Consider the following 22,108-nt stretch of genomic DNA (forward strand, 5'->3'; position numbering starts at 1 on the left):
ATTTAAGCTATTTTCAGTGCTATTTCGTAATTAAGCGGAATTTTTCCGTCTATTTAACAGATTTGGTGTTTATCTGATCTCCCATCTTAAACTGTTAGTGTAATTCCAATTATAATGGCTTTAAATTATCACGGATAATATTCGGAAACTGAAAAAGCATGTCAATTAGCTCTTTTTCTTTTTTTTCTTACCAACGAATCTGAAATAAAGGTACTATTCATTTTATGATTCCTTCTACTCTATCTCCATCGTATTCCCACATCTAGGATAATAACTACATCCATAAAAATGCTTCCCATGCCGGCTTTTTCTTCTAACCATATACCAACCACAACTTGTACACTTTATCTGATTGTTTAGAACCTCAATATGTTTTCTGGGCTTTTTTGTGCAAAATCCTGAAAGGTTTAGGTTGCTTTGTAAAATGAAGGAAATTAATTGTTTATAGCGAATAAGTTTCGAGTGTATTTTTTACAGGAGGATAAAGGAATTGGATGTACTAGCCTTAAATAAATTTGAAAAGAAACTAAAAAGTGTTAAAATTGAAGGCTTTATTATTAATCAAGGGAATAAGCGAATTTTTGAATATGTGAAAAATAAGAAGGTTCATGACAAACCTACTAAGGTTTATTCTATTACCAAAAGTGTTGTTTCAATGTTAATAGGAATATTGATTGATAAAGGATTAATTAACAATATTCACGAACCAATATACAACTATTTTCCAGAATTAATAAAATCTAATGAATCGTGGAAAAAAGAGATTACTATATTTCATTTGCTTACGATGACCTCAGGGTTAAAGGTAAACAATTTTCAAGCGTCCAAAAATTGGGTCAAATGTATCTTAGAGCAACCAAGTTTACATAAACCGGGTTCAATCTTTCAGTATAATTCTGGAGATTCTCATTTGTTAAGTGCCATTATTAAAAATGTTTCTGGAATGCCAACTGCTGTATTTGCGGAAAAAAAACTATTTAGCCCATTGGGAGTCAATAAATATTTATGGGTAAAAGATCCTCAAGGAATTCATGGCGGTGGGTTTAGTATTTCACTGAATCTAGAAGATATGATGAAAATTGGAACTTTGCTCCTAAACAAGGGCAACTATTCTTCAAACCAACTCATTTCATCAAATTGGATAGAACAATCAGCATCAACTTATAATCATGTTGAAACCGCTCCATCCGGGATATATGGATATGGTTATCAGCTCTGGACATTTGAGAGTTTTCATACGGAAAATCCAATGGATTATTACTATGCTAATGGGTTATTTGGGCAAAATATATTTGTTGTGCCCAAATTAGAAATGGTAGCAGTGACAAAAAGTCAATTACAGAATGACAACCAATCTTTACCTAGACAATTTTTTGAAGAGTTTTTGCAAGGTCTGGATGGATTAAGGTAACAAAATATGTGTTGAATTTGAAAGGGAGTCGTCGTAAAGGGACTCCCTCTTTTCTATTTAAAAATTAAAGGGAAAGTAAATGCAACGATAGCTGCCCAAAGTGCATAGATCGGCAAGTACTTAGTAACCGCATCTTGGACTAATGATGGTCCGGTTTTGTTTTGTAGAAAACGCAGATAAGGGAACATAATCCAAATTAGATTAGCCCAGATAAGGATGTTTACGCCTAAAACAGCCAGTCTGTTGGGAGTAATCCCATAAGAAGAAAGTCTGAATACGATGGCTGATAAGGCCACACTGTCAATGATAAGCGCAAGAACAATTAGGGCAAAATTTATATAATCAGAAATAGTCTTTTTCTCGTCTGTACCGCTTTCAGTAATCGAAAAAATCGTGACGGCCAAAACAGCAAGGAGTACTCCGTTAAAGGCTAAAAGGAAATTGCGGTCCAAAAATGGATTTTTCCCAACCGCCATAACCGCTATAAGATAGACCACCAATGTGATAAGGACAAGCGGACTAAAAATTTTAGCGATATATGGTGCGATATTTTTAGCAAGTCTAAGATTCCTTGTTACTAGGTAAGTAGCGACAATAGAAAGAGCGGCGGCGCCAAATAAAACGATATTGCTAAAGTAGAATTCTTCGATATCCAAGCCGACAAAGCTAAATAACCTCAAGGTTAATAGTGCTAGTAGTATTCCGCTAATGGCCATGATGCCGTAGAGTATCCCAAAGTCTAAATTAAATTTAATATAGGCCAATCTCGTTTTGCCTGCCCTATATTCATTTCCTGTAAAAGCAAGCCCTACCAATCCCCATAAGAATATCGGCAGGTGTATATAAGCAAGAATCATACTGTCTGTATATTTTAATGGCAGCATATTAAGATAAACCCCGGTGATTATGAACAGCGCTGCAAGGGTGTAAAGGACACTTTTTTTAGGGGTCCGGTTGTAAACTAAATAGGCAGCAATAAAGGGGAGAATACCAAAAGCAAGGTTAATTGGAGCAATTGCTTCCTGTTCGATAAAATGGAAAATGATTCTAGTGCAAACTCCTGCCAAAATGGCTAAAATACCCATGAATAAGAAACCTTTCTGAAGCAATGGAGCTTTTTCTGTAATTGCCGTCTCCTTGAAATTCAATCTTTCATACCAAACAGCAAGAACCTGCGAATCAGGGTTTTGTTCCCAAGCGTGTAAGAATGACTTTTTAAATGCCTTCGGGTCTTCTCTAAACATTCTCTCCAGCACATGGGGGTTAGCAATATTTTCAATAATCGTATTGTTTCTGTCCATGGTTATACCTCCTCTAATATTTGTCATAATAGGTCTTACCTTCCACCACAATGATTAGAAATCCAACATTATGATCCTGACTGATGAAACTACCTCTCTTATGGATTGTTAGTTGATTTTAACACAACATTTATTGATAAACAATAAATTTTTATTAATATTGATAATATTTTTGTTGTTAAATTGCGAGTGTAGACAAAGGGACAGGTACTCCATCCCAATTGTTAAACTTTTAATCGACCAATCATTAGCAGGGACAAGGAACCCTTGTCCCTGTATTAAAATTGACATATGACACTGTGTCATATAGAATTGTTTTATAGAAATGTGACATGCTGTCATATTGTTGAACTGGAGGTAAAAAAGTGCCAAAGCAAACATTTTTTAATTTGCACCAGGACAAGAGGAAAAAACTAATTGAATCTGCAGAAATTGAGTTTACAAGAGTCCCTTTATTTGAAGCTTCAATAGCGAATATTATCAAAATGGCCGGTATATCACGGGGGAGTTTTTATCAATATTTTGAAGACAAAGATGATTTATATTTCTATTTATTAGAAGCAAAATTAAACAAGGCAAAGAAAACCTTTATTGGTTTCTTAGAAAAACATCAGGGTGATTTAATTGAAGCTTTAGTGGAAATGTACTTTTACTTTTTAACTACATTATCCGATGAGGAAGAAAAGAATTTTTTAAGGAATGCATTGCTTTATACATCCTATAAAGTAGAGAGTTCCTTTAGTAGTATGTTTGATACGTACTTAGATAACCAAGAATTTATAAAGATTACCGGGTTAATTAATAGACAATGCCTTAATATAAGTGGAGACAAAGAGCTGTTACATATCTTTAAAATACTCTCTGCATTAGCTTTTAACAACCTTATTGAAAAAACAGTAAAGGGGTTAACGGATACTGAGGCAATGGAATCCTTCAAACTAAGCGTGAACTTAATCAAACAGGGGATATACAAGATAGAGATCGATAGAGCTGAGGTGTAGGTTGAATGACTGTAACGATATATGGAATTGGATGCAAATCAACAAAGAAAACAAGACAATGGATGATAAAAAACAAAATCCCATTCGTGGAACGAAATATTAAGGAAGAACCTTTAACGGTACTTGAACTTCAAGATATTTTACGAATGACACTAGAAGGTACAGATGACATTATGGCTAAGAAATCAGCACCTTATAAATCAATGAATTTAGATTTTGATGAACTTTCTTTACTAGAATTATTAGAAATTGTTCATCAGCATCCAAGGTTACTGAAGAGCCCTCTTATCGTGGAGGGGAAGAAGCTTCAAGTTGGTTATAATGAGGAGGAAATCCGTCAGTTTCTTCCGAGAAAGATGCGGAAATTTCAGTGGTTACAATTACAATGGCGCACTAGTGATGAAATGTAACGTTTAGGAAGACTATATATATCTATTGAAGTAGACCTTGCCTTTGAAGGGATAATTTCAACTTAACTTAGAGGAGAAATTTATAAATGGAAGAATTACTCAGTCAGCACGGGACAAACTAAAATAATATTAGTTTTTAATGTATTTCTAATTCTTATTATTCATCTCTTATATACAACTAGAAATCAATTTGAAGAATATAATTTAGATGTATTCCAGACAAAAAGGAGCGGGTTTTAATTTTCCCACTCCTTTCATAATAAGACTACCACTTGAAATTCAATGATGCATTACATCCATCTTCATTTCCTCAACAGAAATCATATTGCGTTTTATTTCAGTTAAATTTCTAACCGTGTCTTCATCACCTTTAAACAGGACATGTTTTTCTGAAAATTGAGTAGGGCAGGTAATACCACATGCAGCGGCTAGTGCAAATAAATCTTCCCGAAGTGAAATGACATAGTTAGCTGCGCGATATTGTTTTTCTTCAATCACTAAGGCACGCTGTAATTTAGGGTTTGTAGTTGCTACACCAACCGGACAATCATTGCTATGGCATTTTCGTGCTCCAATACAACCTACAGCAATCATCATTCCTCTAGCTAACTGAACTAAATCAGCTCCCATACTAAGAGCAATAGCGATCCGATCTGCTGAAAATAATTTTCCAGAAGCAATTATTTTTACTTTATCCCGTACTCCATGTATTTTAAGAGTTTCGTCTACTATCATCAACGCTGACTTGATAGGAAGCCCCATACTATCCGCCATATATTTATAGGTAGCTCCACTTCCACCTTCACCACCATCAACACTAATGAAATCAGGATATATATTTAATGCTTTCATTTCCTGCACAAATTCATCGAATGTATCAGGACCGCCAACAACAATTTTTATTCCAACAGGTTTCTCCGCTACATCCCTAACTTTTTCCACGAAATATAGTAAAGAGGGGGTGTCGTAGAATTCATCAAAACGATTTGGACTATCAATTGACTTCCACGGTTCTACGCCTCGAATTTCAGCTACTTCAGGCGTTACTTTTGCTCCTTCCACATGACCTCCTCTAATTTTTGCACCTTGACCTAATTTCAATTCAAACGCTTTAATTTTAGGTATTGCTGCTTTCTCCCTTAATTTTTCAAAAGAGAATGTCCCATCTGGATTACGGAACCCAAATTTAGCTGGCCCGATTTGACAGATAATATCAACATCACCTTTTAAATGATATTTAGTTAGACCACCTTCTCCCGTGTTCATGAAACTTCGTGCTAGTCCAAGACCAACAGACAAAGAGGTGATGGCGTGATCTCCCAAAGCCGGAAAACTCATTCCACTCATTCCAATAGGGCTTTTGGTAACGAAAGGGTATTTGCATGTATTTTTTCCAATTACAATCGCATTCTTATCTTCTAATAACCACGGTTTTGTTTCTGTATTTTCTTGATGTTCAAAACGTCCAAATGTAAAACTTTCTTTATCAGTTACATATTTTTTAGTTTCAATTATAAAACTGTTATCAACTTTAAGTTGATCGGTTTGTTTTGAAAAGAAGGCATTTTTTATATAGTAACCCGGCTCTTGATAATCACGCTTTCCCCCAAATGCGATAACACTTTTTAAGTATTTCCCTTTCTTCACAATCTCTTCAAAATGGCCTGGGGCGTATGGAGTCCCTTTTTCTTCATCATCTACAAAATATTGTTTAATTTCATTTCTTTTATGTTCAAGAATATAACGCAACCAACCCAAAACCGGATAATTTCTTTTAACAGAGTGTTGAGTTTGTTTTTTATCATTTTTAATAACAAACATGATAAAAACTACAGCGCTTACAAACAAAATAAATAGTAAAGCAAAAAAGCCTAAAATAAGCCATTGAGTAATAGACGTTAACATTTTTATTCTCCTTTTAATTAAAATCTACCATATTCATATTTACTTCATTATTGTATATGAGGAAGGAGTTTTATGATATTAAAGAAGCTTGAAAGAAAAATCTACCAACCAATCCAATACTTAGAGATACTACTTATTTAAAAATGATTATCGCTTTTGTCCCATCGACGAAAAAGGAAAGGGCTGATCCAATTGAATCAACCCTTTTCGCAGCGTCACACTAAGCAGCTATTTTGTTACCCTTATCTTCTTTACCAAATCTCTTCTTGAAGAATGGAACCACATAACGGTCAAGTCCAAACACACCAGCGTTGTAACCAGCAACCATAATTAGCACACCCATAATAATGTCAGTAGGGTTATGACTTACAGTACCAGATAACAGGAAGCTGAAGTTCATCACGACCGCGAAGAAAGCAGCAGCTGTTGTTAAGCATCCAAGAATCAAGCCTAAACCTACTAAGAATTCTCCCCAAGGAATTAACACATTAAAAATTTCCGCGTTTGGAATCGCAAAGCTTTCAAGGAAACTTACCCAACCACCGTAGACAATTCCACCTGGACCTGCAACCGGATTGGCCACAGCGCCTTTTAAAAACCCAGTAGCATCAAAGCCGCCACCGGTAATTTTACCCCAACCGGCCGTTAACCAAGCATATCCTAAATAAATACGAAAAACAGTAAACAACGCAGCAGACAATTTATTAGTTCTTAAAAAATTTACCAACATGTGAATCAACTTCCTTTCAATGGATAATTTGGATTAATTTATCATTACACTATCAATATACTGGAAATTGAGTTAACAATGCAGGGATATTAGAAACCTTCACAAATCCGTAAAAACATTATGGCAAATGTTTGAACAAGAGTGGAGGGGGAAATAAACAGAAGAAAGAGGTAGATACTTCGCCAATTCATTGGTGATAACGAACCAATGATTTTAATTAGTCCATATTATAAAACCTTAATGAAAGATTTTCGGAAGTCAAAAACCGCCGTCCATTTGACGGCGGTTTCCTCTATCACTTATTTACTAGTAAGCTGTGCCTTCTTAAGGTTAACCGTCTTAAGATCAAAGCGGTCTGCATTCATCACCTTCACCCAGGCAGCAATAAAATCACGAACAAACTTCTCTTTGTTATCATCTTGAGCATAAACCTCTGCTATAGAACGTAGGACAGAGTTTGAACCGAACACGAGGTCTACTCGAGTTGCTGTACGCACTAGTTCTCCTGTTTGGCGGTCACGGCCTTCATAGACATTTTCCTTTACAGGCTTCCACGCCACTTTCATATCAAGCAAGTTTACAAAGAAGTCATTGGTGAGTTGGCCAACTCGATCGGTAAATACACCGTACTGTGTTCCGCCATAGTTTGTACCGAGAACACGCATACCCCCAATAAGAGCCGTCATTTCAGGTGCAGTAAGCTTTAAAAGCTGGGCCTTATCTACTAGAAGCTCTTCTGGGCTTACGCTATAGCGTTGCTTTTGATAGTTACGGAAACCATCAGCAACAGGCTCTAGCACTTCAAAGTTTTCTAAATCCGTTTGCTCTTGTGTGGCATCTCCACGTCCTGGAGCAAAAGGTACGGTTACATCAAAACCTGCATCTTGGGCCGCTTTCTCTATTGCTGCACAACCGCCTAGGACAATCAAATCAGCCATGCTGACGTTCTGATCTAGCTCTTCCTGAATGCCTTCTAAAACATGTAGGACTTGAGCCAGTTGTTCAGGTTGATTGACTTCCCAATCCTTTTGTGGAGCAAGTCGGATGCGAGCACCATTCGCACCACCGCGATGATCGGAGCCACGGTAGGTACTAGCAGAAGCCCAAGCAGTTGTTACTAGCTTACTGATTGTTAGTCCTGAGTTTAAGATTTTTGCTTTAATCTCAGCTATATCCGTATCTGCTAATTCATAATTACCTGCTGGAACAGGATCTTGCCAATTAAAATCTTCTTTTGGAACTTCTGGACCTAGGTACCTTGCTTTTGGCCCCATGTCACGGTGTAATAGTTTAAACCACGCACGAGCAAATGCATCGGCAAACTCTTCCGGATTCTCATAGAAACGACGAGAAATCTTCTCATATACTGGATCATGACGAAGAGCCATATCAGCCGTTGTCATCATCGTTGGCACTTTAATGGATGGATCTTCTGCATCAGGGGCAAGATGCTCCTCAGCAGGATCGACAATCAGCCACTGCCATGCGCCTGCGGGACTCTTTGTCAGCCACCATTCATATCCAAACAAGAGTTCAAAGAAACCATTATCCCACTGTGTTGGGTTAGCCGTCCATGCACCTTCAATCCCACTTGTGATGGTGTCACGTCCTTTACCGGAACCATACGAGCTAATCCAGCCTAAACCTTGTGCTTCAATAGGAGATGCTTCTGGCTCACGCCCCACTTGAGAGGCATCACCTGCACCGTGTGCTTTGCCAAACGTATGGCCACCAGCAATAAGGGCAACTGTTTCTTCATCATTCATCCCCATACGTGCAAAGGTATCTCGAATGTCACGAGCCGAAGCAAGTGGATCTGGCTTACCGTTTGGACCTTCAGGGTTTACATAGATAAGCCCCATTTGAACTGCAGCAAGAGGATTCTGTAAGTCACGTTCACCAGTGTAACGATTATCCCCTAGCCACTCCGTTTCCGCACCCCAATAGACATCTTCTTCAGGATGCCAAATGTCAGGGCGCCCAGCACCAAAACCGGCTGTCTTTCCTCCCATGGATTCAATCGCTACATTACCTGCTAGTAAAAGCAAGTCCGCCCAGGAGATCTTATTTCCATACTTTTGCTTAATTGGCCATAAAAGCCGTCTTGCTTTATCAAGATTCCCATTGTCTGGCCAACTGTTAAGAGGAGCAAAACGTTGGTTGCCTGTTCCACCGCCACCTCGTCCATCTCCAGTACGGTATGTACCAGCAGCATGCCAAGACATACGAATAAAGAATGGACCGTAATGACCATAGTCAGCTGGCCACCAATCTTGGCTATCTGTCATAAGAGTGTGTAAATCTTGCTTAAGAGCACTGTAATCTAGTTTTTCAAATTCCTCAGTGTAATCAAAGTCTTCTCCCATAGGGTTCGATTTTCTATCATGCTGATGAAGAATATTCAAGTTTAAAGTATTTGGCCACCATTCCCGGTTTGACGTACCAGATGATTTGCTACTTGTAGCACTGCCGTGAAAAGGGCATCCTTCCATGTTGCTATTCGGTTTAGCATCCATAATTTTAATCTCTCCCTTTATGTAAGATTAGTAATATATAATACATCTAGTTTTATGAAGCTCAGAAACTAGAATTATTATCATTAATATTAATTCTATTGGAATTCATGACAAAGAGATAAAGTATTTCTAAACATTTTATGAAAAATAAAAAATATTTATCTAGTGTGAATGGACAATTACATTAAGGAGTTAATTGATGATACAGATACAATTTATTTAAACAAAGAGTTGTTATCTGAGAGGAGAGTGAAAAGAAAAATTTAACATTTTATATATTTAATTATAAAGAAATGGAGTGACTTTAAGCAAGTAATAAGGGTATTAGATAATAGTTTATAAAAATAAAAAGGGCTGATTCAATCGAATCAACCCTTTTTGTAGCGCTACATTAAGCAGCTATCTTGTTCCCTTTCACTTCTTTACCAAATCTCTTCTTGAAGAATGGAACCACATAACGGTCAAGTCCAAACACACCAGCGTTGTAACCTGCTACCATAATTAGAAAGCCCATCATGATGTCAGTTGGGTTATGGCTAACAGTTCCAGATAACATGAAGCTGAAGTTCATCACGACTGCGAAGAAAGCAGCCACAGAAGTTAAGCATCCAAGGATTAGTCCTAAACCAACCAATGTTTCTCCCCACGGAATTAACACGTTAAATATATCGGCATTCGGAATCGCAAAGCTTTCAAGGAAACTTACCCAGCCACCATAAACAATTCCATCTGGACCATTAACCGGATTAGCGATAGCACCTTTTAAGAAGCCACTTGCATCAAAGCCACCAGTCAATTTGTGAATCCCTGCATTTAACCAAGCATATCCTAAATAAATTCGAAGTACTGTGAATAAAGCCGCTGCAATTTTATTGTTTCTTAAGAAATTCACTAACATGTGAATCATCTTCCTCTCAATTTATAATTTAATTTTAATGAATGATTACACTATTAATATACAAAAAAACGATTAAACAATGTGGGGATATTAGAAACCTTCACAAAGCTGTAAAAACATTATGGCAGAACGTTGAACAGAAGGGCGAACAGTGCTGACACCATAGCCTTTAAGCCGCTTTACTCATTTAATATGAATATATATTCAAGCAGTTAAGTAGTCACTGTATATACAGTGCGAGAAATGTTAATACGTGAATTATCCAAAAGAGACTCTGTTGGTAAGATTATAGTATGACCTATCCATAGCTTTAAAAGAAAGTGATATAAAAGTAATCAGGAGCCACCATCATCGGTCTAGCAATTGGAGAAAATAATGATAGAACTTCACCTTTTCTTCATTTGACCGACATACATACTGATTTTTAGACGAAAATTTTAGTAATGTTACTGTACAAGTCCCTCATAAAGAAATAGAGGAGTATTCATTAATACCTGGCGACTTCTTTTATTGTTATCAAAGTGATGGTCGAAGAAATTCTCCTAGCTTTTACAGTTGATGAAAAAAAGAAGCACAGTTTTTAGCTAAAAGAAGATGATGATCAGGGTGAAGATGAAGACTAAAAAATAGCTAATAGATGTGCAGGTAATACAAATAGACATTCGTCAAATTGTATTACTAGCACATTTTTAATTGAAGGCCACAATAGTCCCCTTAAAAACAAACAATGTTAATCTTTTAACTTATGGATTTTACAAGAGAGGGAAACTATTTTGGTTTAAGTAGGAGGAGATTTTGATGTTCGAGATGGATATGAATATAGATCAAGTAGCAAGAATTAAGGTAATCGGTGTCGGTGGTGGGGGGAATAATGCTGTAAACCGCATGATAGAGGACGGGGTTCAAGGTGTAGAATTTATCGCCGTTAATACAGATGCACAAGCTCTTAATCTATCAAGAGCAGAGATCAAATTGCAAATTGGAACAGTATTGACCAGAGGCTTAGGAGCAGGTGCTAATCCTGAAATAGGTAGAAAAGCTGTGGAAGAAAGCAGAAAACAGCTTGAAGAAATACTAACAGGAGCGGACATGGTCTTTGTAACGGCAGGAATGGGTGGGGGTACAGGTACCGGTGCCGCTCCTGCCATTGCTCAAATTGCCAAGAAACTTGGTTCACTTACGATTGGTGTGGTGACACGTCCGTTCAGCTTTGAAGGCAAAAAGAGAGCAATAAATGCAGAAAAGGGAATCGAAGCAATGAAGGAAGCAGTGGACACATTAATTATTGTTCCCAATGATCGTTTATTACAGATTGTAGATAAAAAAACACCAATGGTAGAAGCTTTCCGTGAAGCAGATAATGTCGTACGCCAAGGGGTTCAAGGGATTTCGGATTTAATTGCCGTACCAGGATTAATCAACCTTGATTTCGCTGACGTGAAAACCATTATGAGTAATCAAGGTACAGCATTAATGGGTATAGGGGTTGCAAAAGGTGAAGACCGTGCAATAGAAGCAGCAAAAAAGGCGATTTCCAGTCCGTTGCTTGAAACCTCCATTGATGGAGCAAAAGGTGTACTAATGAATATAACAGGTAGCAGTAATCTAAGTCTGTTTGAAGTACAAGAGGCAGCTGATATCGTTGCATCGACTACAGACCAAGAATTAAACATGATTTTCGGTTCCATTATTAACGAATCCCTAACAGATGAAATCATGATAACTGTCATTGCTACCGGTTTTGATGATAAAGAGAATCCCTCCACAAACACAAGTGAAGAAACTATTGAAACACAGCCAAGTTCACGACTTAATGATGATAGGACCATACGTAAAGAACATGTGAATGATCTCTCATGTGACTGGCAGCAGCAAGTAGAAAACGTGAATGAAAGAAGCCAACAATCTCCACAGTTAGAGGAGTTACTTGATACCCCAACGTTCTTGCGTAATCGAAACAAAAGGTATAAGTAAGATCATAGGAATCAGGGAACAGGTGATAAAGTATTGTAGGAAGACAAGTGGTTTGAAAATGCAAAGGTCTTATTGGTATGGGGATTGGATGAAAAAATAGCTTTATATTATATCGGTATACAGTGCGAAAAATGTAGATAATTGCGTAAGTGAATTGGACCGTTAAAAATCAACTGCTGTTATTAAATTCAATCAAACGTTTGTTTGAAAAAAGTTATTTTTAAATAATAAATATATAGTTGTTCTTATTTGGGACTACCAAGTGGATTTCCTATTTTAATAATAGGGTTATAGAGGTCGGGACGGGAGAACGTTTGAGAACTAACAGAAACCATAAAAAAAAAGGGCTGACTCAATTGAGTCAGCCCTTCGTATTAAATCCATTAAGCGGCAAGTTTGATACCTTTTCCTTCTTTACCAAATCTCTTCTTGAAGAATGGAACGACATATCTGTCTAAACCAAACACACCAGCGTTGTAACCAGCAACCATCTAACACTTGGTGCCAGGCACTGTTCGCTAAGAGGACTATTTTATTTCAGCATTGAATATTTTACTTATAGGAAAGAGGGGGAGGAATATTCTTGGTAAAAAGATTGACACCAAAAATTTCGGATAGGAACAATGGGATAGCCAGTTTAGAAAGCTTAGATATTAACGGTTTGACTCAATTTATACTAATACGTGGGCAAAACGTCAATAATCCAATTCTTCTCTATATACATGGTGGACCAGGGATAGCAGCCATTTCTTTTGCGCGAACCTATATGTCCCGACTTGAAGAACACTTTATTGTGGTGAATTGGGATCAGCGTGGTTCGGGTCTCTCTTATTCGAAGGATATCCCTGAAAGCGAAATGAAAATCGAACATTTTGTCACGGATATTGGGATAATTGCTAGCACGTTATGCAAGAGATTTGATCAGAATAAAATCTTTCTAGTCGCATCCTCATGGGGTAGCGTAATTGGTACACTTGCCGTACAAAGATATCCTGAACTATTCCACGCCTATATTGGACTAGGACAGATTGCGAACATGAATGAAAGTGAACGAATCTCCTATGAGTACGTGATGCAAAGGGCAAAAGAAACCCAAAACGATAAAGCCTTGAAGGAATTAAGTAAGATTGGCAAACCGCCTTTTTCGGGAAAAGCATTGGAGATACAAAGAAAATGGTTAGCTGCCTTTGGCGGCTATGTACGCAGCCATTCCTCTCAAGGTCCATTGATAAAGATGATTCTTAAGGAATTAATTCGTTGTACGGAATATACCTTTTTCGATATTTTCACGAAATACCTTCCTGGGAGAAAATTTTCGAATGAAACTCTATGGGAGGAACTATTGACCATTAATTTTTTCAAACAAGTTCCAGAACTAAAGGTTCCAATTTTCGTTTTTATTGGTCGCCACGATTATCTTACCACCTTTGAAGTGGCCCAAGAATATTTTCACTTTGTCCAAGCACCATCGAAAGAGTGTATCTGGTTTGAAAATTCAGCACACATGGCATTAATTGAAGAGAATGAGAAATTTTCGAAACTATTAATTGAAAAAATAAGACCGTTGGTATGAAACATGGGATCGGTTCGGGACGCGGGGACGGAGGGACAGGTTACTGATTCCGTGGACCGTACTAAATAAGAAGGGGAGTTTTAATTGAAAAAATTATTTGTCATGTTGGGAATTATATTGATCATCTTAATGCCATTAGAAGCTGTTGGAGCCATGGCAGCCAATAATAATCTACCAAATTTTAATTCTTTTAAATGTGGTGAAAAGCCATCTTATGAAAAGCAAATTTTTCTATGTGAAAAGGAGCCAAATAACCAATTTAATCTTGCTAATTCAATTGTAGTGAATGAAAATTTCATGGGGACACTTGGTAAAGATGACATTGACTACTTTAAGGTGAAGGTGAATAAAAGTGGTGAGCTTGAGCTCTTTTCAACCCATACGGATGGATTAGAGCTTGAAATGAAACTATTTGATGGGAAAAATAATCTCATTGATCCAGTAGATCGCTTTGAGCTAGAGAATAGCAATACTACTGTCGAAAGCTTCGAAGTGGATCCAGGCGTCTACTATATTAGTATCACCGACCTACTTAATTCAGCTGAGGATCATATTTACATCTTTAGTCCTTTTATGCAAATTGAGCTGCCAGAGTACGAGGAGCCTGAATTTGACAATATTGCACCTGACAAACCTAAAGTAAGTATTGTCGATGATAACGATACGCTTATAAAAGGGACAGCCGAACCTGGTGCCTTAATTATGGCTGAAGTCGGCGAGCTCTATATCGCTGAGGATGTAGAAGTGGGTGCTAATGGCTCGTTTTCTTTTAAAATCAAACCGCTTAAAGCAGGAACAACGATTAAAATTTGGGAACAAGATTCTCAGGGGAATCAAAGTGAAATAACTACCCTTAAGGTACTAGATAAAACTCCACCCAAAACATTAGTAGTGAACAAGGTGACTACAAAGAGCAAAACCGTGTCTGGAAAAACAGAAGCAAACGCTACAGTTGAAGTGAAGTTAGGTACGATGCTATTAGGAAAAGCAACAGCTGATGCAAAAGGTAACTACAAAATAACGATTAAACAACAGAAAAAAGGAAATAAGTTAACCATAAACGCTATGGATAAAGCGAAAAACGTAAAGAGTGCAAGCGTCATAGTTAAATAGAAGGCAAAGAGCCTACTCATTTCATTGAGTGGGCCTTTTTAACAGATAAAATGTATAAAATTTTGGGGCTTGATAAATGTCTAGGCTCTGTACGACTGAGAAGAGGGAACGCCAGATCATGAAAATATAAAAAAGGGCTGATTCAATCGAATCAACCCTTTTTGTATACACTACATTAAGCCGCTATTTTATGACCTTTTCCTTCTTTACCAAATCTCTTCTTGAAGAATGGAACGACATATCTGTCTAAACCAAACACACCAGCGTTGTAACCAGCAACCATAATTAGAAAGCCCATCATGATGTCAGTTGGGTTATGGCTAACAGTACCAGACAACATGAAGCTGAAGTTCATGACGACTGCGAAGAAAGCAGCCACAGAAGTTAAGCATCCAAGGATAAGACCTAAACCAACTAATGTTTCGCCCCACGGAATTAACACGTTAAATATATCGGCATTCGGAATCGCAAAGCTTTCAAGGAAACTTACCCAGCCACCATAAACAATTCCATCTGGACCAGTAACCGGATTAGCGATAGCACCTTTTAAGAAGCCACTTGCATCAAAGCCACCAGTCAATTTGTGAATCCCAGCATTTAACCAAGCATATCCTAAATAAATTCGAAGTACTGTGAATAAAGCCGCTGCAATTTTATTATTTCTTAAGAAATTCACTAACATGTGAATCATCTTCCTCTCAATTTATAATTTAATTTAAATGAATGATTACACTCTTAATATACAAAAAAACGATTAAACAATGTGGGGATATTAGAAACCTTCACAAAGCTGTAAAAACATTATGGCAGTTCATTGAACAAGAAAAAGTGTCTCTGGAACTGCTCTTTTGGTGCGGATGAAAAAAGACTTACTAAACAGGATATCCTTTTTCTTATTGAAAAAAAATCACATTAAAATAGTAAGTCGCACAATTTGGTAAGTCATAATTGATTCATTTCTATGGTATGGAATTTTTGTAAGTCTATCAGATTTTAGAATTGAATGGAGCTGTCTCCTCCACACATGGACAGTTTGCTGAGTGCCAAGGAGAACGTAGACAAAAGTTTCAAATATTAAAAATCGTACACATTACTAGCAAAAAGGAGAAATAGAATGAATAAGAGGGGATGTGAGGAGATGAAGGTTGAGATTCTTGATATGGATGCTACAACTCTATCGAAGAAATTGAGGACAGGAGAAATAAGTTCTGTTGAGGCTACGACTACTTATATCCAACAAATAAAGCGTGCGAATACCAATTTAAATTTCTTAGTGGAGGACAGATTTACGCATGTTTTACAAGAAGCAGAGCAATGTGACGAAATATTGAAAGAAGGAAAAGGGGAAGGCAGGCTATTTGGTGTCCCCATCAGTATGAAAGAATGCTTCGATGTTGCAGGTATGAAAACAACTGGTGGTTTAAGTCATTTGAAAGACTATGTAGTGGACCAAGATGCTGATATCGTTACAAAGCTAAGGGAAGAAGGAGCTATTATTTTAGGAAAAACCAACACTCCTACTCTATGCTTCTGTCAAGAAACAGATAACAAACTATATGGCCGGTCAAATAATCCTTGGGATATAACTCGAACAACCGGTGGTTCAAGTGGGGGCGAAGCAGCTTGTATTGCCGTTGGGGGAGCGGCTGTTGGTATAGGATCAGATATTGGCGGTTCCATTCGATTTCCTGCACATTTTAATGGTGTAATTGGATTTAAATCAGGTGCAAACCAAATATCCTCAATCGGTCATTTTCCCCCTGTTACGGACCCCTACCAAGAAAAGATGCTTGGGATTGGAGCTATAGCAAAGTCAGTTGCGGATGCAGAACTAATTAATGAAATCCTTGCAGTTAACCCTTTGGAAGAAATCGATTTAACAAAATTCGAATTAATAATTCCACCAATCCATCCTAAAGCACCAATAGGAGAGGAGACAAGGGAGCTTCTAGAAACAGTTAAATCGTATCTATCAAACCATTATTCTATAACAAATCCATATCCTCCTTATTTTGAAAAAATGGCCATGATGTGGCAATTATGTATGTCTATAGATGGTGGAGCTGGAGTTGCTAATCACGCTTTTCTTGATAAAAAATCCAGTCCAATAAAGGAATATATGAAAGAACTATTCTACCAAAATGCAAATATCCATCGGCACTTATCGTGGGGACTAATTGGAGTTAAACTCTTTAAGCCATCCAATAAGCAATTAGATAAATTGAAACATGATCTAGCTATTGCACAAAAAGAGAGTAAGGACTATTTTCATCAAAAGGTGCTAATTGTTCCAGTCTATCACGAACCTACTTTGCCGCATGGTGAAGTCTATAAAGAAATATTTTCGATTCGTAAAACCTATCAAAAATATATGCCCTATGTATCAATTGCTAATACACTAGGACTTCCAGCCTTAACCATACCAGTTGGAGAAAACAAAAATGGACTTCCAATCGCCATTCAGTTAATAACAACAGTAGGACAAGAAAAGTCACTTTTTTACTTTGGAAGACTAATAGAAAAAAATTTTCGAGGATATCGCCGTTGTAATCTACATTAAGAATTAGTTGCCCTATTGAAAAAGCAACATATCCGCAGACCTGCGTTTTTGGATGAGTTGGAGAAGTTGAAATAAAAAGAGTTAATTCAAAAGGACGAAGGGACAGTGAACTATAACCCGCTTAATGTCCCTTTTTTAAGGTGTCTATTAAACGGGTTATAGTTCACTGTCCCATTGTACCTTCTAATTTCCCAAATTACACATATTCACTTATTTAGATGACCGAAATAAGCGCAAGAAGTCCCCGTGCTTTACAGTGAATCAACTCAGTTGTCGGTCCCAATGACGATGAGCAGAAATGGCTTTTACGAATTCAGGGACAAATCGATTCACATCGTCTTCAAGTACAACTCCTGGGCTATTACCAATCTTATCTTTCTTCAGCCAATCTTTACCATCGTGAGTAGCACCAATTGGCTTATAGTGAGTGAAGGCTTCATAAATAAATCGAGCGGCATCTCGATTAAATTTCATGTTTTTGGCGCTACCTCGAACCATGTAGACGGCATCGTACAGGACGGAATCTGTCGTTAAAAATGTATGGTCAACCTTAAGTTGAGCCCCATCTCTACCTGTTACGTTCCCCAGCTTTTCACTAATCACTTCGTACTGGATGTCGTTTGATTTTAAAGAGTCGAGAACATATTTCAATTCTGCTCCATTATAGCCTTCTGTCACAATGACAGCGACTTTACGGCCATTTGGTTTTTTGACTGTATTCATTTGACTTAGTGCCGGTGATGATTTTGTCACATTAGAGCCCCCACTTTTAGGTGGATTTACTCCAATGTTATCAGCAATTGTCCTTGCCAATTCAAGATTAACATTCGCAAACATATCAACAACCTGTTGTTTAACAGAATCACTTTTCACATGAGCTAATTCAAAGACAAAGGCTTCCGTAATATGGCTTTTTTCAACTGGGCTCATACTGTTCCAGAATAAGGTTGCTTGCGAGAAATGGTCTTTAAAGCTTTCACTTCTAGCACGGACTTTACGACCCTCGACCTTTTCTTGATAGGTAGCGAAACCGCCTTCCTCTGGACTAACAGGGGCTGGGGTATTGCCAGCTAATGAATTTCGATGATAGCTGACCTTTCCAAGATTTATCGTTTGTCTATGATATCCATCGCGTTGATTATTATGGAAAGGGCAGACAGGACGATTAATCGGAATTTCATGAAAATTTGGCCCACCTAAGCGAATGAGCTGTGTATCAGTATAAGAAAATAATCTTCCCTGGAGTAAGGGGTCATTGGTAAAATCAATACCCGGTACAACGTGACCAAGATGAAACGCGACTTGTTCGGTCTCAGCAAAGAAATTATCAACATTACGATTAAGCGTCATTTTGCCGATGATTTCAACTGGGACATCTTCTTCAGGCCAGATCTTTGTAGCATCCAAAATATCAAAATTAAATTTAAATTCATCTTCTTCTGGTAATATTTGAACACCTAACTCATATTCTGGGTAATCACCTCTTTCAATCGCATCCCACAAATCGCGGCGATGGAAATCTGGATCTCGGCCAGCAAGCTCATGTGCTTCATCCCATACAAAAGAATGGACCCCTAAAATAGGCTTCCAATGGAATTTGACAAAATGAGCTTTTCCATCGTCATTGACTAAGCGGAAGGTGTGAACTCCAAACCCCTCCATCATACGAAAGCTTCGCGGAATCGCACGGTCAGACATGATCCACATAATCATATGGGCAGATTCCTGATTGTTGGCTACAAAGTCCCAAAACGTATCATGGGCTGTTGAGGCTTGAGGAATTTCATTATCGGGTTCAGGTTTAAATGCGTGTACAAGATCTGGAAACTTAATCGCATCTTGAATAAAGAAAACAGGAATATTATTACCAACAAGATCATAATTTCCTTCTTCCGTATAAAACTTTGTTGCAAATCCACGGGCATCCCGAACAGAATCAGCTGAACCTCGAGAGCCATTAACGGTAGAAAAACGTACAAATACAGGTGTTTTTACAGAGGAATCCTGTAAAAACTTTGCCTTCGTATATTTCTCCATGTTTTTATAAACTTGAAATTCTCCATGTGCCGCAAAGCCTCTTGCATGCACAACCCGCTCAGGAATCCGTTCATGGTCAAAATGAGTCAACTTTTCTCTAAAATGGAAATCCTCCATTAATGTGGGCCCACGTTCCCCGGCCTTTAATGAAAACTCATCTTCAGACATTTTCAATCCTTGATTGGTTGTAAGCTTTTTGCCACGGTCATCAACACGGAAAAATTCTAATTGCTCATTTTTACTATTTTCATTTCCCTTTTTCCTATCGTTCATAGTCCATAATCCCTCCCTAAGGAAAGATATATGATTAAAAATCCTGAATTATTATTAATGTAGAAGTTCTTTTGAAGAGGCAAAGGGAGTAACTAGAGCATTCATGGAAAAGAATGTGTATTTTGTTGATACCTAGTAAATAAATGCCATCGATACACAATAAAATCAATTTCTCGACAAATGTAAACAAAAGTTGAGATTAAATTTATATTCACCTAGTAAGATAATCATCGGATGACATGAAAGGGGACTTACATTTTGAGAAAACTGTTAATTACAATTACCGATTGGATATCAACAAAACGTGGGATGTGGGTGACAATTACCGCTTGGCTAGTCCTGATGGTCGGATTAAGTGCAGGACCTAGGCTTGATGATTATAAAGTGACTAATTTTCAATCCCTCCCTAATGAAGCGCAATCAATCATTGCAGAGCAAAAGGTTGAAGAGATATTTCCAAACAAACAGGGGACGCCAGGAATTCTAGTTTTCCATAATGAAAATGGAGCCATTAGTATAGATGAGGTTAAACAAATACTTAATGGGATAGAAGTAGAAGATATTAAAGGAATTGAGACGATCCTTGATATAGTGGCACTCCCACCTCAGGCGTTAACGGGCTTTATCTCTAAAGATGGTTCAACGATGATAGTTCCGATGGAATTGGAACAGGGCTTGGGTAATAGCGAGTATTCCGAAATTAATGACAAGGTTTCTGAGATTGGTAATAAACTAGCAGCTGAGTTTGAAAATATGTCTTTTTATATTACCGGTCCAGCGGGGATTGCTGGGGATACACTGAAGCTGTTTGAACAAGCTGACTTTGTTCTATTACTCTCAACAATCGTGATTATTTTAGCATTACTAATTGCGATTTACCGTTCACCGTTACTTGCATTCATACCGCTTCTTGCAACAGCAATTGTCTACCAGGTTGTGAATCAAAGTATTGCCTTACTAGGGGCGGGTGGGTTAGAAATCAATAACTCTACAACCTCTATTATGAGTATTTTACTTTTTGCGGCAGTGATTGATTATTCACTATTTGTCTTTTCCCGATACCGTGAGGAACTCAACAATTTCGAAAATAAATATGAAGCAATGAAACGGGCAATGCGTGCAACTGGTGAACCTGTATTTTTTGCCGGAGGTACTGTATTAGCAGCAATGCTAGTCCTATTCTTCGCTAATTTCCGTGATTATCAGAACTTTGCTCCCGTTTTCGGTCTAGCCATGTTCTTTATCATGTTAGCATCTATCACATTGGTGCCTGCTTTATTTACGTTATTTGGTCGTAAGGCATTTTGGCCGAAAGTTCCGAAGTATGGCCAAGAAAAAGAAGTAAAACACGGAATCTGGGGGCCAATTGCCAAATTTGTCGTGAACAAACCTGGTTTCTCTGGAGGCATTGTTGGAGTTATTCTTCTCCTTACTGCGATTAATGTGTTTAATCTTGACTTTGAATTCGATATGGTTAAAAAATTCCCTAAGGACTTACCTTCAAGAGTCGGCTATGAAATTGTGGAAAAAAGATATGAAAAAGGAGAACTTGCACCTACAACACTGTTAATCGAAAGTGATAAAGCTTTAACACAGGAGTATGTAACGGCTATTACACAAAAGCTAAAAGAAGAAGAAGAAGGAATTGCTTCTATAAGATTGACTGCACAATCTGAAGATGGAAAGGCTATAAAATTAAGTGTTGTGTTAGCAATGGATCCATATTCTACGAAATCTATGAATATTATAGAAGATTTACGGGGAGATACACCGAAACTGTTAAATGATCTATCAATATCTGGAGAAGCACACTATAGTGGGGTAACGGCAAAACTTGTAGATGAGCGCGATGTAAATAAGAGGGACATTTTTACAATTGTGACACTCGAAACATTACTCATACTCAGTCTTTTATTTGCCTTAACTCGTTCCATTAAAATGCCAATCTATATGATGGCCACCATCTTACTATCCTATTTATCTGCTTTAGGACTTGGTATTTTCCTTGTTGATATTTTATTTGGTTATGATGCTGTAAGCACTCGAGTGCCAGTATATGCTTTCATCTTCCTTGTCGCATTAGGTATCGATTATAACATCATCCTTGCCTCTAGATTTATAGAAGAGAGGAAGACTCATCGGGTAAAAGATGCTCTTGAAATAGCAATCAGAAATACCGGTGGCGTCATTTCTTCTGCAGGTATCATTCTAGCCGCAACCTTTGCAGCGTTGACAACGATGCCGATTGCAGACCTATTCGTCTTTGGATTCATAGTCGCTATTGGAATCTTAATGGATACATTCCTCGTTCGCGGAATGTTATTGCCAGCTTTAATACTATTATTTGAAAAAGACAAGCAAACCTCGCATAATAGTCAATAAATCCTACCTAATAGGAGGTTTAGT

Annotated in this window: 16 protein-coding genes; 8 read left to right on the top strand and 8 right to left on the bottom strand. The window is 37.6% G+C overall.

Going from position 1 to position 22,108, the window contains the following annotated elements; translation table 11 throughout:
* Positions 1-234: 234 nt before the first annotated feature.
* On the bottom strand, positions 235-468 hold the full coding sequence (locus tag LRP83_RS23300; RefSeq protein ID WP_354002321.1) for a topoisomerase DNA-binding C4 zinc finger domain-containing protein: 234 nt from the start codon (positions 466-468) through the stop codon (positions 235-237).
* 22 nt (positions 469-490) lie between these two features.
* Between LRP83_RS23300 and LRP83_RS02470 the strand changes: the two genes are divergently transcribed.
* Positions 491-1,411, top strand: a complete 921-nt coding sequence (locus LRP83_RS02470) for a serine hydrolase domain-containing protein (protein ID WP_230495092.1) — start codon at positions 491-493, stop codon at positions 1,409-1,411.
* 53 nt (positions 1,412-1,464) lie between these two features.
* On the opposite strand, the gene LRP83_RS02475 is transcribed toward LRP83_RS02470, so the two are convergent.
* The gene (locus LRP83_RS02475) at positions 1,465-2,712 is read right to left on the bottom strand and encodes a DUF4153 domain-containing protein (protein WP_230495093.1); all 1,248 of its coding nucleotides are present in this window, start codon (positions 2,710-2,712) and stop codon (positions 1,465-1,467) included.
* 365 nt (positions 2,713-3,077) lie between these two features.
* Between LRP83_RS02475 and LRP83_RS02480 the strand changes: the two genes are divergently transcribed.
* Complete coding sequence (locus LRP83_RS02480; RefSeq protein ID WP_230495094.1) at positions 3,078-3,713, top strand: TetR/AcrR family transcriptional regulator; 636 nt, start codon at positions 3,078-3,080, stop codon at positions 3,711-3,713.
* Positions 3,714-3,718: 5 nt separating this feature from the next.
* Complete coding sequence (locus LRP83_RS02485) at positions 3,719-4,123, top strand: Spx/MgsR family RNA polymerase-binding regulatory protein (RefSeq protein ID WP_230495095.1); 405 nt, start codon at positions 3,719-3,721, stop codon at positions 4,121-4,123.
* A gap of 279 nt (positions 4,124-4,402) precedes the next feature.
* On the opposite strand, the gene LRP83_RS02490 is transcribed toward LRP83_RS02485, so the two are convergent.
* From LRP83_RS02490 to LRP83_RS02505, 4 genes are all read right to left on the bottom strand, one after another.
* The gene (locus LRP83_RS02490) at positions 4,403-6,028 is read right to left on the bottom strand and encodes an FMN-binding glutamate synthase family protein (RefSeq protein ID WP_230495096.1); all 1,626 of its coding nucleotides are present in this window, start codon (positions 6,026-6,028) and stop codon (positions 4,403-4,405) included.
* 220 nt (positions 6,029-6,248) lie between these two features.
* Complete coding sequence (locus tag LRP83_RS02495; RefSeq protein ID WP_230495097.1) at positions 6,249-6,758, bottom strand: DoxX family protein; 510 nt, start codon at positions 6,756-6,758, stop codon at positions 6,249-6,251.
* 299 nt (positions 6,759-7,057) lie between these two features.
* Positions 7,058-9,274: a catalase/peroxidase HPI gene (gene katG / locus LRP83_RS02500; RefSeq protein WP_230495098.1), complete on the bottom strand. Its 2,217-nt coding sequence runs from the start codon at positions 9,272-9,274 to the stop codon at positions 7,058-7,060.
* A 391-nt stretch (positions 9,275-9,665) separates the two neighbouring features.
* Positions 9,666-10,172, bottom strand: a complete 507-nt coding sequence (locus LRP83_RS02505) for a DoxX family protein (protein WP_230495099.1) — start codon at positions 10,170-10,172, stop codon at positions 9,666-9,668.
* Positions 10,173-10,970: 798 nt separating this feature from the next.
* Here LRP83_RS02505 and ftsZ point away from each other — a divergent pair.
* The 3 genes from ftsZ to LRP83_RS02520 all read left to right on the top strand — a co-directional run bounded on the left by ftsZ (position 10,971) and on the right by LRP83_RS02520 (position 14,832).
* Positions 10,971-12,146 (top strand): cell division protein FtsZ, encoded by a 1,176-nt coding sequence (ftsZ, locus tag LRP83_RS02510; protein ID WP_230495100.1) that lies wholly within the window; start codon positions 10,971-10,973, stop codon positions 12,144-12,146.
* 583 nt (positions 12,147-12,729) lie between these two features.
* Entirely contained in the window at positions 12,730-13,719 is a 990-nt protein-coding gene (locus LRP83_RS02515; RefSeq protein WP_230495101.1) for an alpha/beta fold hydrolase, read from the top strand.
* A gap of 84 nt (positions 13,720-13,803) precedes the next feature.
* On the top strand, positions 13,804-14,832 hold the full coding sequence (locus tag LRP83_RS02520) for an Ig-like domain-containing protein (RefSeq protein WP_230495102.1): 1,029 nt from the start codon (positions 13,804-13,806) through the stop codon (positions 14,830-14,832).
* Positions 14,833-15,007: 175 nt separating this feature from the next.
* Here LRP83_RS02520 and LRP83_RS02525 read toward each other — a convergent pair whose 3' ends face one another.
* On the bottom strand, positions 15,008-15,514 hold the full coding sequence (locus LRP83_RS02525; protein WP_230495103.1) for a DoxX family protein: 507 nt from the start codon (positions 15,512-15,514) through the stop codon (positions 15,008-15,010).
* 432 nt (positions 15,515-15,946) lie between these two features.
* Here LRP83_RS02525 and LRP83_RS02530 point away from each other — a divergent pair, with 432 nt between their 5' ends.
* Positions 15,947-17,392: an amidase gene (locus LRP83_RS02530; protein ID WP_230495104.1), complete on the top strand. Its 1,446-nt coding sequence runs from the start codon at positions 15,947-15,949 to the stop codon at positions 17,390-17,392.
* 261 nt (positions 17,393-17,653) lie between these two features.
* Here LRP83_RS02530 and LRP83_RS02535 read toward each other — a convergent pair whose 3' ends face one another.
* Positions 17,654-19,702: a catalase gene (locus tag LRP83_RS02535; RefSeq protein ID WP_230495105.1), complete on the bottom strand. Its 2,049-nt coding sequence runs from the start codon at positions 19,700-19,702 to the stop codon at positions 17,654-17,656.
* A 258-nt stretch (positions 19,703-19,960) separates the two neighbouring features.
* Between LRP83_RS02535 and LRP83_RS02540 the strand changes: the two genes are divergently transcribed.
* Positions 19,961-22,084 (top strand): MMPL family transporter, encoded by a 2,124-nt coding sequence (locus LRP83_RS02540; protein WP_230495106.1) that lies wholly within the window; start codon positions 19,961-19,963, stop codon positions 22,082-22,084.
* The last annotated feature ends 24 nt before the right edge of the window (positions 22,085-22,108 follow it).

Source organism: Pseudoneobacillus rhizosphaerae (genome assembly GCF_917563885.1).
Taxonomy (GTDB): domain Bacteria; phylum Bacillota; class Bacilli; order Bacillales; family Cytobacillaceae; genus Pseudoneobacillus; species Pseudoneobacillus rhizosphaerae.

Coding starts and splice junctions, on each gene's coding strand:
- LRP83_RS02525 (WP_230495103.1), bottom strand. CDS start 15,514: ATGTTAGTGAATTTCTTAAGAAATAATAAAATTGCAGCGGCTTTATTC.
- ftsZ (WP_230495100.1), top strand. CDS start 10,971: ATGTTCGAGATGGATATGAATATAGATCAAGTAGCAAGAATTAAGGTA.
- LRP83_RS02490 (WP_230495096.1), bottom strand. CDS start 6,028: ATGTTAACGTCTATTACTCAATGGCTTATTTTAGGCTTTTTTGCTTTA.
- LRP83_RS02495 (WP_230495097.1), bottom strand. CDS start 6,758: ATGTTGGTAAATTTTTTAAGAACTAATAAATTGTCTGCTGCGTTGTTT.
- LRP83_RS02535 (WP_230495105.1), bottom strand. CDS start 19,702: ATGAACGATAGGAAAAAGGGAAATGAAAATAGTAAAAATGAGCAATTA.
- LRP83_RS02505 (WP_230495099.1), bottom strand. CDS start 10,172: ATGTTAGTGAATTTCTTAAGAAACAATAAAATTGCAGCGGCTTTATTC.
- LRP83_RS02475 (WP_230495093.1), bottom strand. CDS start 2,712: ATGGACAGAAACAATACGATTATTGAAAATATTGCTAACCCCCATGTG.
- LRP83_RS02485 (WP_230495095.1), top strand. CDS start 3,719: ATGACTGTAACGATATATGGAATTGGATGCAAATCAACAAAGAAAACA.
- LRP83_RS02530 (WP_230495104.1), top strand. CDS start 15,947: ATGAATAAGAGGGGATGTGAGGAGATGAAGGTTGAGATTCTTGATATG.
- katG (WP_230495098.1), bottom strand. CDS start 9,274: ATGGATGCTAAACCGAATAGCAACATGGAAGGATGCCCTTTTCACGGC.